We start from the raw sequence: 14514 nt of genomic DNA on the forward strand, positions 1-14514 counted from the left end.
TAAAATCGGGCTGTTGCAAGCGCAACAGTCCGATTTTCAACCGCTAAGCGATGATCTGTCGCATTCCTCTGCCTTTTGGGCTCTTTTAGCGGTAGACCAAAAAAGCCTTTTTCTGTAAGCTACAGCTTTAGTGTGTCCACTAAAAGCGCGCAGATAATTCGATGAAGAAGCGGGGTGACGTGTCCATACGTCACTCCGCTTTTTTACAACCTGCGATCGCCCTTTCAGGCTTTATTTACGGGAGGTCTTCTTGACTAAGCAAGCCATACTCGCCCTCGCTGATGGCAGCATTTTTCGCGGCGAAGCCATTGGGGCCGACGGTCAGACCGTTGGTGAGGTGGTGTTTAACACCGCAATGACTGGCTACCAGGAGATCCTGACGGATCCTTCCTACGCTCAGCAAATCGTGACCCTGACTTACCCGCATGTTGGCAATACCGGCACTACACCGGAAGATGCCGAGTCTGATCGTGTTTGGTCCGCAGGTTTGGTAATCCGTGATCTGCCGCTGGTTGCCAGCAACTGGCGTAACACAATGTCGCTGTCTGACTACCTGAAAGCCAACAATGTTGTGGCAATCGCCGGTATCGACACGCGCCGTCTGACCCGTATTTTGCGTGAGAAAGGCGCGCAAAACGGCTGCATCATGGCCGGTGACAACATTTCTGACGAAGCTGCGATTGCAGCGGCGCGCGGTTTCCCTGGCCTGAAAGGCATGGACCTGGCGAAAGTTGTCAGCACCGACAAAACTTACGAATGGCGTTCGAGCGTCTGGAACCTGGCAACCGACAGTCACCCGACTATCGAAGCCAGCGATCTGCCTTACCACGTAGTGGCTTATGACTACGGCGTAAAGTGGAACATCCTGCGCATGTTGGTTGAGCGTGGCTGCCGCGTCACCGTTGTGCCGGCGCAAACGCCTGCCAGCGATGTGTTGGCGCTCAACCCGGATGGCGTGTTCCTGTCCAACGGCCCGGGTGACCCTGAGCCTTGCGACTACGCAATCACGGCTATTCAAGAAGTGCTGAAGACAGAGATTCCGGTATTCGGTATCTGCCTGGGCCACCAACTGCTGGCACTGGCCTCCGGCGCCAAGACCGTGAAAATGGGTCATGGCCACCACGGCGCGAACCACCCGGTTCAAGACTTGGACACCGGTGTTGTGATGATCACCAGCCAAAACCACGGTTTTGCGGTTGATGAGGCGACCCTGCCTGCCAACGTGCGTGCCATCCACAAGTCGCTGTTCGACGGTACCCTGCAAGGTATTGAGCGTACCGACAAGAGCGCTTTCAGCTTCCAGGGTCACCCAGAAGCAAGCCCTGGCCCGAACGACGTTGCGCCGCTGTTCGATCGCTTCATCAATGAGATGGCCAAGCGCCGCTGATCAGTCCTTTGTAATGAGTAGCCCAAGGCGGCCCCGAAATCGGCGGCCCCTTGTGCGGCTCAGGAACCTGATTGACGGCTTGCCGACTGACCTGCGGATTTGAGTGACAAACCCATGCCAAAACGTACAGACATTAAAAGCATCCTGATTCTCGGCGCTGGCCCGATTGTTATCGGCCAGGCGTGCGAATTCGACTACTCCGGCGCCCAGGCCTGTAAGGCTCTGCGTGAGGAGGGCTACCGCGTCATCCTGGTGAACTCTAACCCGGCCACCATCATGACCGACCCGGACATGGCCGATGCGACCTACATCGAGCCGATCAAGTGGCAAACGGTTGCCAAGATCATCGAAAAAGAGCGTCCAGACGCTCTGCTGCCAACCATGGGCGGCCAAACTGCCCTGAACTGCGCGCTGGACCTGGAGCGCGAAGGCGTTCTGGAGAAGTTCGGCGTAGAAATGATCGGTGCCAACGCTGACACCATCGACAAGGCTGAAGACCGTTCGCGTTTCGACAAGGCCATGAAGTCCATCGGTCTGGATTGCCCGCGCTCCGGTATCGCTCACAGCATGGAAGAGGCCAACGCGGTTCTCGAAAAGCTGGGCTTCCCGTGCATCATTCGTCCGTCCTTCACTATGGGCGGCACCGGTGGCGGTATCGCTTACAACCGTGAAGAGTTCGAAGAGATCTGCTCTCGCGGTCTGGACCTGTCGCCAACCAAAGAACTGCTGATCGACGAATCGCTGATCGGCTGGAAAGAGTACGAAATGGAGGTTGTCCGCGATAAGAAGGACAACTGCATCATCGTTTGCTCGATCGAAAACTTTGACCCGATGGGCGTGCACACCGGTGACTCGATCACCGTGGCTCCGGCACAAACCCTGACCGACAAAGAATACCAAATCATGCGTAACGCCTCGTTGGCGGTACTGCGTGAGATCGGCGTTGAAACCGGCGGTTCCAACGTTCAGTTCGGTATTTGCCCGAACACTGGCCGTATGGTCGTGATCGAGATGAACCCGCGTGTATCCCGCTCCTCGGCGCTGGCTTCCAAAGCCACTGGCTTCCCGATTGCGCGTATCGCCGCCAAACTGGCGATCGGCTACACCCTGGACGAACTGCAAAACGAAATCACCGGCGGCGCGACCCCGGCGTCCTTCGAGCCGTCCATCGACTACGTTGTAACCAAGCTGCCACGCTTTGCTTTCGAGAAGTTTGCTAAAGCCGATGCGCGCCTGACCACGCAAATGAAGTCCGTGGGTGAAGTAATGGCCATCGGCCGTACTTTCCAGGAATCGTTGCAAAAAGCCCTTCGCGGTCTGGAAGTGGGCGTTAGCGGTCTTGATCCGAAGCTGGACCTGAGCAACCCGGAAAGCATGGCTGTGCTCAAGCGCGAGCTGACTGTGCCGGGCGCCGAGCGTATCTGGTACGTGGCTGACGCGTTCCGCGCGGGCATGACGGTCGAAGACATTTTCGGCATGAACATGATCGACCCTTGGTTCCTGGTACAGATCGAAGATCTGATCAAGGACGAAGAAAAGATCAAGACCATGGGCCTGTCTGCGATCGATCGCGACACCATGTACCGCCTCAAGCGCAAAGGCTTCTCTGACGCACGTCTGGCTGTATTGCTGGGTGTGACCGAGAAGAACCTGCGTCGCCACCGTCACAAGCTGGAAGTGTTCCCGGTTTACAAGCGCGTTGACACCTGCGCGGCCGAGTTCGCCACTGACACCGCTTATATGTACTCGACCTATGAGGAAGAGTGCGAAGCCAACCCGTCGGACCGTGACAAGATCATGATCCTGGGTGGCGGCCCTAACCGTATCGGTCAAGGTATCGAGTTCGACTACTGCTGCGTTCACGCGGCGCTGGCGTTGCGTGCTGATGGTTACGAAACCATCATGGTTAACTGCAACCCGGAAACAGTTTCGACCGACTACGACACCTCGGATCGTCTGTACTTCGAATCCGTGACCCTCGAAGACGTGCTGGAAATCGTGCGTGTCGAGAAGCCTAAGGGCGTGATCGTTCAGTACGGCGGCCAAACGCCGCTGAAACTGGCGCGTGCGCTGGAAGAAGCCGGCGTGCCGATCATCGGTACCAGCCCTGACGCCATCGACCGTGCAGAAGACCGTGAGCGCTTCCAGCAAATGGTTGAGCGCCTGAACCTGCGTCAGCCGCCAAACGCCACTGTGCGCAGCGAAGACGAAGCAATTCGTGCGGCAGGCAAGATCGGTTACCCGCTGGTTGTTCGTCCGTCCTACGTGTTGGGCGGCCGTGCGATGGAAATCGTTTACGAAGAAGAAGAGCTCAAGCGTTACCTGCGCGATGCGGTGAAAGTGTCCAACGACAGCCCGGTGCTGCTGGACCACTTCCTCAACTGCGCAATCGAAATGGACGTTGACGCTGTCTGCGACGGCACTGACGTTGTGATCGGCGCGATCATGCAGCACATCGAACAGGCTGGTGTTCACTCCGGTGACTCTGCTTGCTCGCTGCCGCCGTACTCGCTGCCGCTGCACATCCAGGACGAGATGCGTGAGCAGGTCAAGAAAATGGCATTGGAGCTGGGCGTAGTTGGCCTGATGAACGTGCAATTGGCCCTGCAAGGCGAAGACATCTACGTGATCGAAGTGAACCCGCGTGCATCGCGTACCGTTCCTTTCGTGTCCAAGTGCATCGGTGTCTCCCTGGCAATGATCGCTGCACGCGTGATGGCCGGTAAGACCCTGAAAGAAATCGGCTTCACTAAAGAAATCATTCCTGACTTCTACAGTGTGAAAGAGGCGGTCTTCCCGTTCGCCAAGTTCCCTGGCGTTGACCCGATCCTCGGCCCAGAGATGAAGTCCACCGGTGAAGTGATGGGCGTGGGCGACACCTTCGGTGAGGCCTTTGCCAAGGCGCAAATGGGCGCGAGCGAAGTGCTGCCGACTGGCGGTACTGCGTTTATCAGCGTGCGTGACGACGACAAGCCACTGGTGGCTGCTGTTGCGCGTGACCTGATCGACCTCGGCTTTGAAATCGTGTCGACGGTGGGCACTGCCAAGTTCATCGAAGCCGCCGGTTTGAAAGTGCGTCGCGTGAACAAGGTGACTGAAGGCCGCCCTCACGTTGTCGATATGATCAAAAACGACGAAGTGACGTTGATCATCAACACCACTGAAGGTCGTCAGTCGATTGCTGACTCTTACTCCATCCGCCGCAACGCTCTGCAGCACAAGATTTACTGCACCACGACTATTGCTGCTGGCGCGGCGATCTGTGAAGCGCTTAAATTCGGTCCTGAAAAAACCGTACGTCGCTTGCAGGATCTACACGCAGGATTGAAGGCATGATCAAATACCCAATGACGGTCCAGGGCGCGAAAGCCCTGGAAGAAGAGCACACTCATCTGACCAAGGTTGTTCGGCCCAAGCTGAGCCAGGATATCGGCACGGCGCGTGAGCTGGGTGACCTGAAAGAAAACGCTGAATACCATGCTGCCCGTGAGCAGCAAGGTATGGTTGAGGCGCGTATTCGTGATATCGAAGGCCGCATGCAGAACGCGGTCATCATTGATGTCACGACTATCCCGCACACCGGTAAAGTGATTTTCGGTACCACGGTTGAAATCGCGAACGTTGAAACTGACGAATCCGTGACGTATCAGATCGTGGGTGAGGATGAGGCTGACATTAAGCTCGGAAAAATCTCTGTGGGTTCGCCCATTGCTCGCGCCTTGATTGCCAAGGAAGAGGGTGACGTGGTCGCAGTGAAAACACCGAGTGGCGTCATTGAGTACGAGATTGTTGAAGTGCGTCATATCTAAGTAACAGCGCCCGCTTCGTGCGGGCGTTCTGCTTTGGCCGTCAGCCCGGATGTTGCGGGTTGGCAGCTGGCAGGTGCAGTACAACGAATTTGTACGATGCTGGTCACAACTGATTGGCATCGCTGATGTACAAGGCGCCCGTCAGTACGCGTTATAGCGTTTTGAGGGTGGCTGTCGGCGGGAAGTGTTGCGTTGGGCGGATCTGATTGCCTGATGCATTGCGCGGGCAGTTTTGCTATTGCTAAGCAAGAGTGTCAGGGCGCGCCAGGCGCACCCTTGACTCCTGTCGGCATCACTTGAAGCGATGGATGTTCGACAGGTTCTTGTTAACATTGACGTTCTTGCGGTACAGAAGCGCCATTTTGCCGATAATCTGTACCAGTTCCGCTTTGCCGGCCTTGCAGAGTTCTGCAATGGCTTCCAGGCGAGACTCGCGGTCCAGGATGTTGACTTTGATTTTAATCAACTCGTGATCGCCCAATGCGCGTTCGAGTTCGGCTAAAACACCTTCAGTCAAACCATTATCAGCCACAGTCAATACTGGTTTCAGATGGTGGCCAATGGATTTGTACTGTTTCTTCTGCTCTTGAGTGAGCGGCATAATCTGACCCCTGTGTCTGATCTTGTAAAAGCGGCGGCCAGTTTACCCGAGCGAGTCCGGGACCGCCCAGTTAATCACGACCCGTTTATATTTTTGAGGTGCCCCGTGGCCCGTTCCAAGACTAGCCTTAACTGGCTGAAAGAGCATTTCAACGACCCATACGTCAAAATGGCGCAAAAGGATGGGTACCGCTCGCGTGCAAGTTACAAGCTGCTGGAGATCCAGGAGCGTGACCGTTTGATCCGTCCGGGCATGACCGTAATTGACCTGGGCGCGGCTCCGGGTGGCTGGTCGCAGGTGACCAGTCGTCTGATTGGTGGCCAAGGGCGTTTGATCGCTTCCGACATTCTGGACATGGACAGCATCCCGGACGTGACCTTCATTAAAGGTGACTTTACTGAGGACGCCGTTCTGGCCCAGATTCTCGAAGCCGTCGGAAATACACAGGTAGACCTTGTGATTTCAGATATGGCCCCCAATATGAGTGGATTGGCCGCCGTAGATATGCCGCGTGCAATGTTCCTTTGCGAATTGGCACTGGATCTTGCCGGGCGTGTACTGCGTCCAGGTGGTGATTTCTTGATCAAGGTCTTCCAGGGTGAGGGCTTCGACCAATACCACAAAGACATCCGCAAACTTTTTGATAAAGTGCAGATGCGCAAGCCGACGTCGTCACGAGACCGGTCTCGCGAGCAGTATTTATTGGGGCGCGGCTTCCGCGGCATCGAAGGTTCGGCCAGCGATGAGCGTCTCTAACTGAAGTGATAGCTTTTTTTGTATCGCTTTACAGAACTGACATAACGAATATTGTGTAGGCAAGTTTCACAAAGGGTTACAGACGGAGCCTGCAAGGGTTGTAGGCAATGTAGTAAGTTATGCCGGTGAATATCATGCGAAGCACGCTTCAATAGCGGGGCTTGCTTCAGAGGGTAGCTAATTGAACGATATGGCAAAGAATCTGATCCTGTGGTTGATCATCGCAGCTGTCCTGGTGACGGTGATGAACAACTTCTCCAGTCCAAACGAGCCACAAACCCTCAACTATTCCGACTTCATCCAGCAAGTTAAGGATGGCAAAGTCGAGCGCGTTGCCGTGGATGGCTACGTGATCACCGGCAAACGCAGTGATGGCGATACCTTCAAAACCATTCGACCTGCTATTCAGGACAACGGTTTGATCGGCGATCTGGTTGATAACCATGTGACCGTAGAAGGCAAACTGCCTGAGCAGCAAAGCATCTGGACTCAATTGCTGGTAGCGAGCTTCCCGATTCTGGTGATCATCGCGGTCTTCATGTTCTTCATGCGTCAAATGCAGGGCGGTGCCGGCGGTAAAGGCGGCCCGATGAGCTTTGGCAAGAGCAAGGCGCGTCTGTTGTCTGAAGACCAGGTCAAAACGACCCTGGCTGACGTAGCAGGCTGCGACGAAGCGAAAGAAGAAGTGGGCGAGCTGGTTGAGTTCCTCCGTGATCCGGGCAAGTTCCAGCGCCTGGGCGGCAAAATTCCTCGTGGCGTGCTGATGGTTGGCCCGCCAGGTACCGGTAAAACCTTGCTTGCCAAGGCGATTGCTGGCGAAGCGAAAGTACCGTTCTTTACGATTTCTGGTTCTGACTTCGTTGAAATGTTCGTGGGTGTCGGTGCAAGCCGTGTTCGCGACATGTTTGAACAAGCTAAAAAGCACGCACCTTGCATCATCTTCATCGACGAAATCGACGCTGTCGGTCGTCACCGTGGCGCCGGTATGGGCGGCGGTCATGATGAGCGTGAGCAGACCCTCAACCAATTGCTGGTTGAGATGGACGGCTTTGAAATGAATGACGGCATCATTGTGATTGCCGCAACCAACCGCCCTGACGTACTCGACCCTGCGCTGCTGCGTCCAGGCCGTTTTGACCGTCAGGTGGTGGTGGGCTTGCCGGACATCCGTGGTCGTGAGCAGATCCTCAAAGTGCACATGCGTAAAGTGCCGGTGGGTGATGACGTTCAGCCGGGTGTGATTGCACGGGGTACGCCAGGGTTCTCGGGTGCAGACCTCGCGAACCTGGTGAACGAGGCTTCCTTGTTCGCTGCGCGTACCGGTAAACGCATTGTTGAAATGAAAGAGTTTGAGCTGGCCAAAGACAAAATCATGATGGGCGCCGAGCGCAAATCGATGGTGATGTCGGATAAAGAGAAGCGCAACACGGCTTATCACGAAGCGGGCCACGCTATCGTCGGTCGTGTGGTGCCAGAGCATGACCCGGTGTACAAAGTGTCGATCATTCCACGTGGTCGTGCGCTGGGTGTGACGATGTTCCTGCCGGAAGAGGATCGTTACAGCCTCTCCAAGCGTGCTTTGATCAGCCAGATCTGCTCGCTTTACGGTGGTCGTATTGCTGAAGAAATGACCTTGGGCTTTGACGGTGTTACCACCGGCGCCTCCAACGACATCATGCGTGCGAGCCAGATTGCGCGGAACATGGTGACCAAGTGGGGCTTGTCCGAGAAGCTGGGCCCGTTGATGTACGCCGAGGATGATGAGTCTTACCTGGGGCGTGGCGGTGGTGGTCAGGGTGCGAACGTTTCGGGCGAGACAGCCAAGCTGATCGACTCTGAAGTGCGCAGCATCATTGATGAGTGCTACGGCACGGCCAAGCAGATCCTTACGGACAACCGTGACAAGCTTGAAGCCATGGCTGATGCACTGATGAAGTACGAGACGATTGATGCTGATCAGATCGACGACATCATGGCAGGACGCACGCCACGCGAGCCGCGTGATTGGGATGACAGCGGCAAGGGCACTCCGACGCCTCCGCCGACCCTGGACAAGACCGATCGTCCAGAAGCGCCTATCGGCGGTCCTGCAGCTGATCACTAAGGCTTGAAATGACTTCTGTTCAGTCCCTGACCCGGTTGCCTTGCGGCAACCGGGTTCTTGATTTGGCCCATACGCATGTTATGGGTATTCTCAACGTTACCCCTGATTCCTTTTCTGACGGTGGGCGCTTTGCGCCGGCGGATTCGGCTGTGCGCCATGCAGAGTCGATGGTGCTGGCGGGCGCAACCCTGATTGATGTCGGGGGGGAGTCGACGCGTCCGGGTGCCCGTGTAGTCCTGGCACAGGAAGAACTTGATCGGGTCGCCCCTGTAGTTGAGCGCATCAGTCGTGAACTAGATGTGATTATCTCGGTCGATACCTCCACGCCAATCGTCATGACAGAAGTTGCGCGCCTCGGCGCGGGGCTTATCAATGATGTTCGCTCGTTACGTCGTGAAGGTGCCTTGCAGGCTGCTGCAGCTACAGGTTTGCCGGTGTGCTTGATGCACATGTTGGGCGAGCCCGGCGATATGCAGGATAATCCGCAATACACGGATCTGGTGGGTGAGGTCTCGGCGTTTCTGCTGGAGCGTACCCGGCAATGCGTTGCGGCCGGAATTGCGCCAGAGCGTATTGTGCTGGACCCAGGGTTTGGCTTTGCAAAAACACTGCAACATAACCTCAGCTTGTTCAAGCATATGGAGTCCCTGCATGCGTTGGGGCGGCCTTTGCTGGTGGGTGTGTCGCGTAAAAGTATGATTGGTCAGGCGTTGAATCGGCCTGTCACTGAGCGCTTGTCTGGCAGCCTTGCGCTGGCGGCACTTGCCGTGACCAAGGGCGCGCGTATTTTGCGTGTCCATGATGTGGCCGAAACGGTTGATGTGGTACGGATGATCGCAGCGGTAGAGTCCGCCGACTAAGAATGATGGAGCACTTATGACGAAGAAGTATTTTGGCACCGACGGTATTCGCGGTCGCGTCGGCGTTTATCCGATTACCCCGGACTTCATGCTCAAGTTGGGTTGGGCGGCGGGTATGGCGTTTCGTAGCATGGGTGCTTGTCGGATTCTGGTGGGCAAGGACACGCGTATTTCCGGTTACATGTTTGAATCGGCGCTAGAAGCGGGCCTGTCGGCTGCGGGTGCAGATGTCATGCTTCTGGGACCAATGCCGACACCGGCCATTGCGTACCTGACGCGAACTTTTCATGCCGAAGCCGGCATCGTGATCAGTGCGTCGCACAATCCTCATGACGACAACGGCATCAAGTTTTTCTCGGGTGAGGGTACCAAGCTCCCCGATGAAGTTGAGCTGATGATCGAAGAGTTGCTCGACGCACAGATGACCGTTGTGGACTCGGACAAGCTTGGCAAAGTGTCGCGTATCAATGATGCGTCCGGTCGCTATATCGAGTTCTGCAAAAGCAGTGTGCCGACCAGTACCAACTTTAGCGGCCTGAAAGTGGTTCTCGACTGCGCTCACGGCGCGACCTACAAGGTTGCCCCTAGCGTGTTCAAAGAGCTGGGCGCCAACGTTACGGTGTTGTCGGCCCAGCCCAATGGTTTGAACATCAACGACAACTGCGGCTCGACGCATATGGAGTCGTTGCAGGCGGCTGTGCTCGCTGAAAAAGCAGACCTGGGTATCGCCTTCGACGGTGACGGTGACCGCGTGCTGATGGTGGATCACACGGGCGCCATTGTTGATGGTGACGAGTTGCTGTTCATCATTGCGCGAGACCTGCATGAGCGCGGCAAGCTGCAGGGTGGTGTGGTTGGCACGTTGATGAGCAACCTGGGGCTTGAGCTGGCCTTGGCTGACCTGGGTATTCCATTTGTGCGTGCCGGTGTCGGTGACCGTTATGTGATTGCTGCACTGCAAGAGCGTGACTGGCAGATCGGTGGTGAAAACTCCGGGCATATCGTTTGCTTCCAGCACACCACAACCGGCGACGCGATTATTGCGGCGCTGCAAGTGTTGTTGGCGCTGCGCCGTCGTGGTGAAAGCCTCGCTCAAGCGCGTCAAGCGCTGCGCAAATGCCCGCAAGTACTGTTGAACGTGCGTTTTAGCGGGGGCGTCAATCCAGTTGAGCACCCGGCTGTAAAAGAGGCGTGTGCACGTGTTACCGATGAAATGAAAGGCCGTGGCCGCGTGTTGCTGCGCAAGTCTGGCACTGAGCCTTTGGTGCGTGTCATGGTCGAAGGTGACGACGAAAACATGGTTCGCGGCTACGCAGAAGAGCTGACAAAGCTAGTAAGTGAAGTTTGTGCCTGATTTCGGCTTGCAAGCGTTGATTTGGTTGGGTAACATCTGCGCCCACTTTGACCGACGAGGTAAAGCATGCGTCGCACTATGGTAGCTGGTAACTGGAAGATGCACGGTACCCGCGCCAGCGTCGCTGAGCTGATCGATGGTCTGCGTAATCTGGACTTGCCGAGTGATGTTGAAATCGCGGTATTCCCGTCTGACTTGTTTATTGATCGTGTAATCAATGGCTTGGAAGATACGCCAATCTCGGTTGGCGCTCAGGATGCTGCGATAGACTCCAAGCAAGGTGCGCTGACTGGGGAGATATCTCCAAGCCAGTTGGTGGATGCGGGTTGTGAGCTGGTGTTGATAGGGCACTCTGAGCGACGCCTGATTTTAGGTGAGTCGGACGAGACGCTGAATCGCAAGTTTGCAGCTGCTCAGGCTTCTGGCTTAACGCCGGTGTTGTGCATAGGGGAAACCCTGGAGCAGCGCGAAGCGGGGCAAACGCTTGAGGTTGTAGAGCGTCAACTGAACGCTGTCATTGATGAGTTCGGTATTGATGTCTTTGCAAGCGCAGTGATTGCATACGAGCCGGTCTGGGCCATTGGTACCGGGCTGACTGCAACACCGCAGCAAGCGCAAGATGTGCATGCGGCCATTCGCGCACAGCTGGCGCAGAAGAATCCTGAGGTGGCACAAGGTGTGCGGCTTCTATACGGCGGCAGCGTGAAGGCGGCCAATGCGGTCGAACTGTTCAGCATGCCGGATATCGATGGGGGGCTCATTGGTGGGGCTTCCCTGAATGCAGATGAGTTCGGTGCGATTTGTCGCGCCGCGGGAAACTGAGAAAATGCTGGAAACAGTCGTAGTGGTTTTTCATCTGTTGGCTGCATTGGGTGTAATTACCCTGGTATTGCTGCAACAGGGTAAAGGTGCGGATGCTGGAGCATCTTTCGGAGCAGGTGCATCAAATACTGTGTTCGGAAGCCAAGGTTCCTCTACCTTTCTTAGTAAGTTTACTGCTATACTTGCCGCAGGTTTTTTCATAACCAGCTTAGGGTTAGGTTACTTTGCTAAAGAGAAAGCTCATGAGCTGACTCAAGTAGGTTTGCCAGATCCAGCAGTGTTGGAAGCACCAAAGCAAAAACCGGCTTCAGATGATGTGCCGGTGCTTAATGAGCAAAAGTCGGCTACTCCAGCGACTGACGTACCTCCAGCTCAAGAGCAAAAGTAAAACGGGTTTCATGATGTAACTGTAGTATTGCCGAGGTGGTGGAATTGGTAGACACGCAACCTTGAGGTGGTTGTGCCCATAGGGTGTAGGGGTTCGAGTCCCCTTCTCGGTACCAATTATCAAGAATGCCCGCAGTTGCGGGCTTTCTTGTATGTGGAAGGCTGGAATTGACCCTGCAAAGGATCAGCCGTATACTTCCGCTCCAGCTTTGTCGCGGGATGGAGCAGTCTGGTAGCTCGTCGGGCTCATAACCCGAAGGTCGTCGGTTCAAATCCGGCTCCCGCAACCAGTTTTAGCGGAGCCCCTTTTTCAGGGGCTTTTTGTTAACTGGACACTTTATAGCGTCGATATTCAGCGACGTTTCAGAGATGGGCGATTCGCCCATTTTTTTATTTTGCACAGCATGCACAAACATGCACTAGGGGGTTCAGGTGTCGAGCAAGCTAGAAGAGTTGCAGGCCTTGTTGGCCCCGGTGGTCGTGGCCCTTGGCTATGAATGCTGGGGTATTGAATTTTCGGCTCAGGGCCGCCATTCAATGTTGCGTGTGTATATCGACAAAGAAGGCGGCGTATTGGTGGATGACTGCGCAATTGTCAGTCGTCAAATCAGTGGCGTTCTGGATGTCGAAGATCCTATCGCTGTTGAATACACCCTTGAAGTTTCCTCTCCTGGCATGGAACGCCCTCTGTTCACACTTGAACAGTTTGCCAAGTTTGTCGGTGAGCAAGTAAAGATCAAGCTGCGCTCACCCTTTGAAGGGCGACGCAACTTTCAGGGCCTTCTACGCGGTGTAGAGGAACAGGACGTTGTGGTGCAAGTGGATGACCACGAGTTCTTGTTGCCGATCGATATGATCGACAAGGCCAACATTATTCCCAGTTTTGACTGAGACGCGGATCCCGCGGATCCAATGGCTTGCGAAAGGCGAGGCGTACGATGAGCAAAGAAGTACTGCTGGTTGTTGAGTCGGTGTCCAATGAAAAGGGCGTACCGGCAAACGTAATTTTTGAAGCGCTGGAGCTGGCTCTGGCCACCGCTACCAAAAAGCGTTTTGAGGACGAAGTCGATCTGCGTGTGGAAATCAACCGCCACACCGGTAACTATGAGACTTTCCGTCGCTGGGCTGTGGTCGAAGACGAAGATCTGGATGATCCAGCAATCGAGTTGGCGGTAGACCAGGCCCAGGCAAAACGGCCAGGCGCTGTAGCCGGCGATGTTATCGAAGAGAAAATCGATTCCATCGAATTCGGTCGGATTGCTGCACAAACGGCCAAACAGGTCATTGTGCAAAAAGTCCGCGAAGCTGAGCGTGCTCAAGTAGTCGATGCTTATCGCGAGCGTTTGGGCGAGATCATTTCTGGCACCGTTAAAAAAGTGACACGTGACAACGTGATCGTCGATCTGGGTAACAACGCTGAAGCGTTGCTGGCCCGTGAAGACATCATCTCGCGTGAAACTTTCCGTGTTGGCGTACGCCTTCGCGCATTGCTGAAAGAAATTCGCACCGAGAACCGCGGTCCTCAACTGATTCTGTCGCGCACTGCGCCAGAGATGTTGATCGAGCTGTTCCGTATCGAAGTTCCAGAGATCTCCGAGGGCCTGATCGAAGTGATGGCGGCCTCCCGCGATCCTGGATCACGCGCTAAAATTGCCGTTCGCTCCAAAGACAAACGCATCGATCCGCAAGGTGCCTGCATTGGTATGCGTGGTTCACGCGTTCAGGCAGTGTCCGGCGAATTGGGCGGAGAGCGAGTGGATATCGTCCTTTGGGATGACAACCCGGCGCAGTTCGTGATCAACGCGATGTCGCCAGCAGAAGTAGCGGCAATTATTGTCGACGAAGATGCCCATGCAATGGACATCGCCGTTGGCGCAGACAATCTGGCCCAGGCGATTGGTCGCGGCGGTCAGAACGTACGTTTGGCTAGCCAGTTGACTGGCTGGACCCTGAACGTGATGACCGAATCGGACATCCAGGCTAAGCAGCAAGCAGAAACCGGCGACATCCTGCGCAACTTCATCGAAGAGTTGGAAGTTGATGAAGAGTTGGCGCAGGTGCTGGTTGATGAAGGCTTCACCAGCCTGGAAGAGATTGCCTACGTACCGGTGGAAGAAATGCTCAACATCGACGGCTTTGACGAAGATATCGTCAACGAGCTTCGCGCTCGGGCCAAGGATCGTTTGTTGACTAAAGCCATCGCTACTGAGGAAAAGCTGGCAGACGCCCATCCGGCCGAAGACCTGCTCTCGCTTGAGGGTATGGACAAGGATTTGGCGATGGAACTGGCGGTGCGCGGCGTAATTACCCGCGAAGACCTGGCCGAGCAGTCTATTGACGACCTGCTCGACATCGACGGCATTGACGATGATCGTGCCGGCAAGTTGATCATGGCCGCCCGAGCCCATTGGTTCGAGTAATTAGGCGCGGCCTG

General features: G+C 55.5%; 12 protein-coding genes and 2 tRNA genes. 13 read left to right on the top strand and 1 reads right to left on the bottom strand.

Features of this window, described 5'->3' with window-relative positions; all coding sequences use genetic code 11:
• Positions 1 to 250 precede the first annotated feature (250 nt).
• The 3 genes from carA to greA all read left to right on the top strand — a co-directional run bounded on the left by carA (position 251) and on the right by greA (position 5196).
• The gene (gene carA / locus TU84_RS22915) at positions 251 to 1387 is read left to right on the top strand and encodes a glutamine-hydrolyzing carbamoyl-phosphate synthase small subunit (protein WP_048373250.1); all 1137 of its coding nucleotides are present in this window, start codon (positions 251 to 253) and stop codon (positions 1385 to 1387) included.
• Positions 1388 to 1501: 114 nt separating this feature from the next.
• Positions 1502 to 4723 carry a carbamoyl-phosphate synthase large subunit gene (gene carB, locus TU84_RS22920; RefSeq protein ID WP_048373252.1) on the top strand — a complete coding sequence of 1074 codons (3222 nt, stop codon included), beginning with the start codon at positions 1502 to 1504 and terminating at the stop codon, positions 4721 to 4723.
• Entirely contained in the window at positions 4720 to 5196 is a 477-nt protein-coding gene (gene greA, locus TU84_RS22925) for a transcription elongation factor GreA (protein ID WP_048373254.1), read from the top strand. Before carB ends, greA begins: the two co-directional genes overlap by 4 nt.
• Before the next feature lie 292 nt (positions 5197 to 5488).
• Here greA and yhbY read toward each other — a convergent pair whose 3' ends face one another.
• The gene (gene yhbY, locus TU84_RS22930) at positions 5489 to 5797 is read right to left on the bottom strand and encodes a ribosome assembly RNA-binding protein YhbY (RefSeq protein WP_048373256.1); all 309 of its coding nucleotides are present in this window, start codon (positions 5795 to 5797) and stop codon (positions 5489 to 5491) included.
• A gap of 105 nt (positions 5798 to 5902) precedes the next feature.
• On the opposite strand from yhbY, the gene rlmE reads away from it, so the two are divergent.
• The 10 genes from rlmE to nusA all read left to right on the top strand — a co-directional run bounded on the left by rlmE (position 5903) and on the right by nusA (position 14500).
• Positions 5903 to 6553, top strand: coding sequence for a 23S rRNA (uridine(2552)-2'-O)-methyltransferase RlmE (rlmE, locus tag TU84_RS22935; RefSeq protein WP_019410404.1), 651 nt, complete (start codon positions 5903 to 5905; stop codon positions 6551 to 6553).
• Between the two features lie 190 nt (positions 6554 to 6743).
• Complete coding sequence (gene ftsH, locus TU84_RS22940; protein WP_048373258.1) at positions 6744 to 8657, top strand: ATP-dependent zinc metalloprotease FtsH; 1914 nt, start codon at positions 6744 to 6746, stop codon at positions 8655 to 8657.
• Between the two features lie 8 nt (positions 8658 to 8665).
• Positions 8666 to 9517 carry a dihydropteroate synthase gene (gene folP, locus TU84_RS22945; protein WP_048373260.1) on the top strand — a complete coding sequence of 284 codons (852 nt, stop codon included), beginning with the start codon at positions 8666 to 8668 and terminating at the stop codon, positions 9515 to 9517.
• Between the two features lie 16 nt (positions 9518 to 9533).
• Complete coding sequence (gene glmM / locus TU84_RS22950) at positions 9534 to 10871, top strand: phosphoglucosamine mutase (protein ID WP_048373262.1); 1338 nt, start codon at positions 9534 to 9536, stop codon at positions 10869 to 10871.
• Positions 10872 to 10937: 66 nt separating this feature from the next.
• On the top strand, positions 10938 to 11693 hold the full coding sequence (tpiA, locus tag TU84_RS22955; RefSeq protein ID WP_048373265.1) for a triose-phosphate isomerase: 756 nt from the start codon (positions 10938 to 10940) through the stop codon (positions 11691 to 11693).
• A 4-nt stretch (positions 11694 to 11697) separates the two neighbouring features.
• Complete coding sequence (secG, locus tag TU84_RS22960) at positions 11698 to 12081, top strand: preprotein translocase subunit SecG (RefSeq protein WP_048373267.1); 384 nt, start codon at positions 11698 to 11700, stop codon at positions 12079 to 12081.
• A gap of 29 nt (positions 12082 to 12110) precedes the next feature.
• Positions 12111 to 12196, top strand: a tRNA-Leu gene (locus TU84_RS22965).
• Positions 12197 to 12293: 97 nt separating this feature from the next.
• A tRNA-Met gene (locus tag TU84_RS22970) sits at positions 12294 to 12370 on the top strand.
• A 142-nt stretch (positions 12371 to 12512) separates the two neighbouring features.
• A complete protein-coding gene (rimP, locus tag TU84_RS22975; RefSeq protein ID WP_048373269.1) occupies positions 12513 to 12971 on the top strand; it encodes a ribosome maturation factor RimP in 459 nt (152 codons plus the stop codon).
• A 47-nt stretch (positions 12972 to 13018) separates the two neighbouring features.
• Positions 13019 to 14500, top strand: a complete 1482-nt coding sequence (nusA, locus tag TU84_RS22980; RefSeq protein ID WP_048373271.1) for a transcription termination factor NusA — start codon at positions 13019 to 13021, stop codon at positions 14498 to 14500.
• Positions 14501 to 14514: the final 14 nt, after the last annotated feature.

This window comes from Pseudomonas helleri, assembly GCF_001043025.1.
Taxonomy (GTDB): Bacteria; Pseudomonadota; Gammaproteobacteria; order Pseudomonadales; family Pseudomonadaceae; genus Aquipseudomonas; species Aquipseudomonas helleri.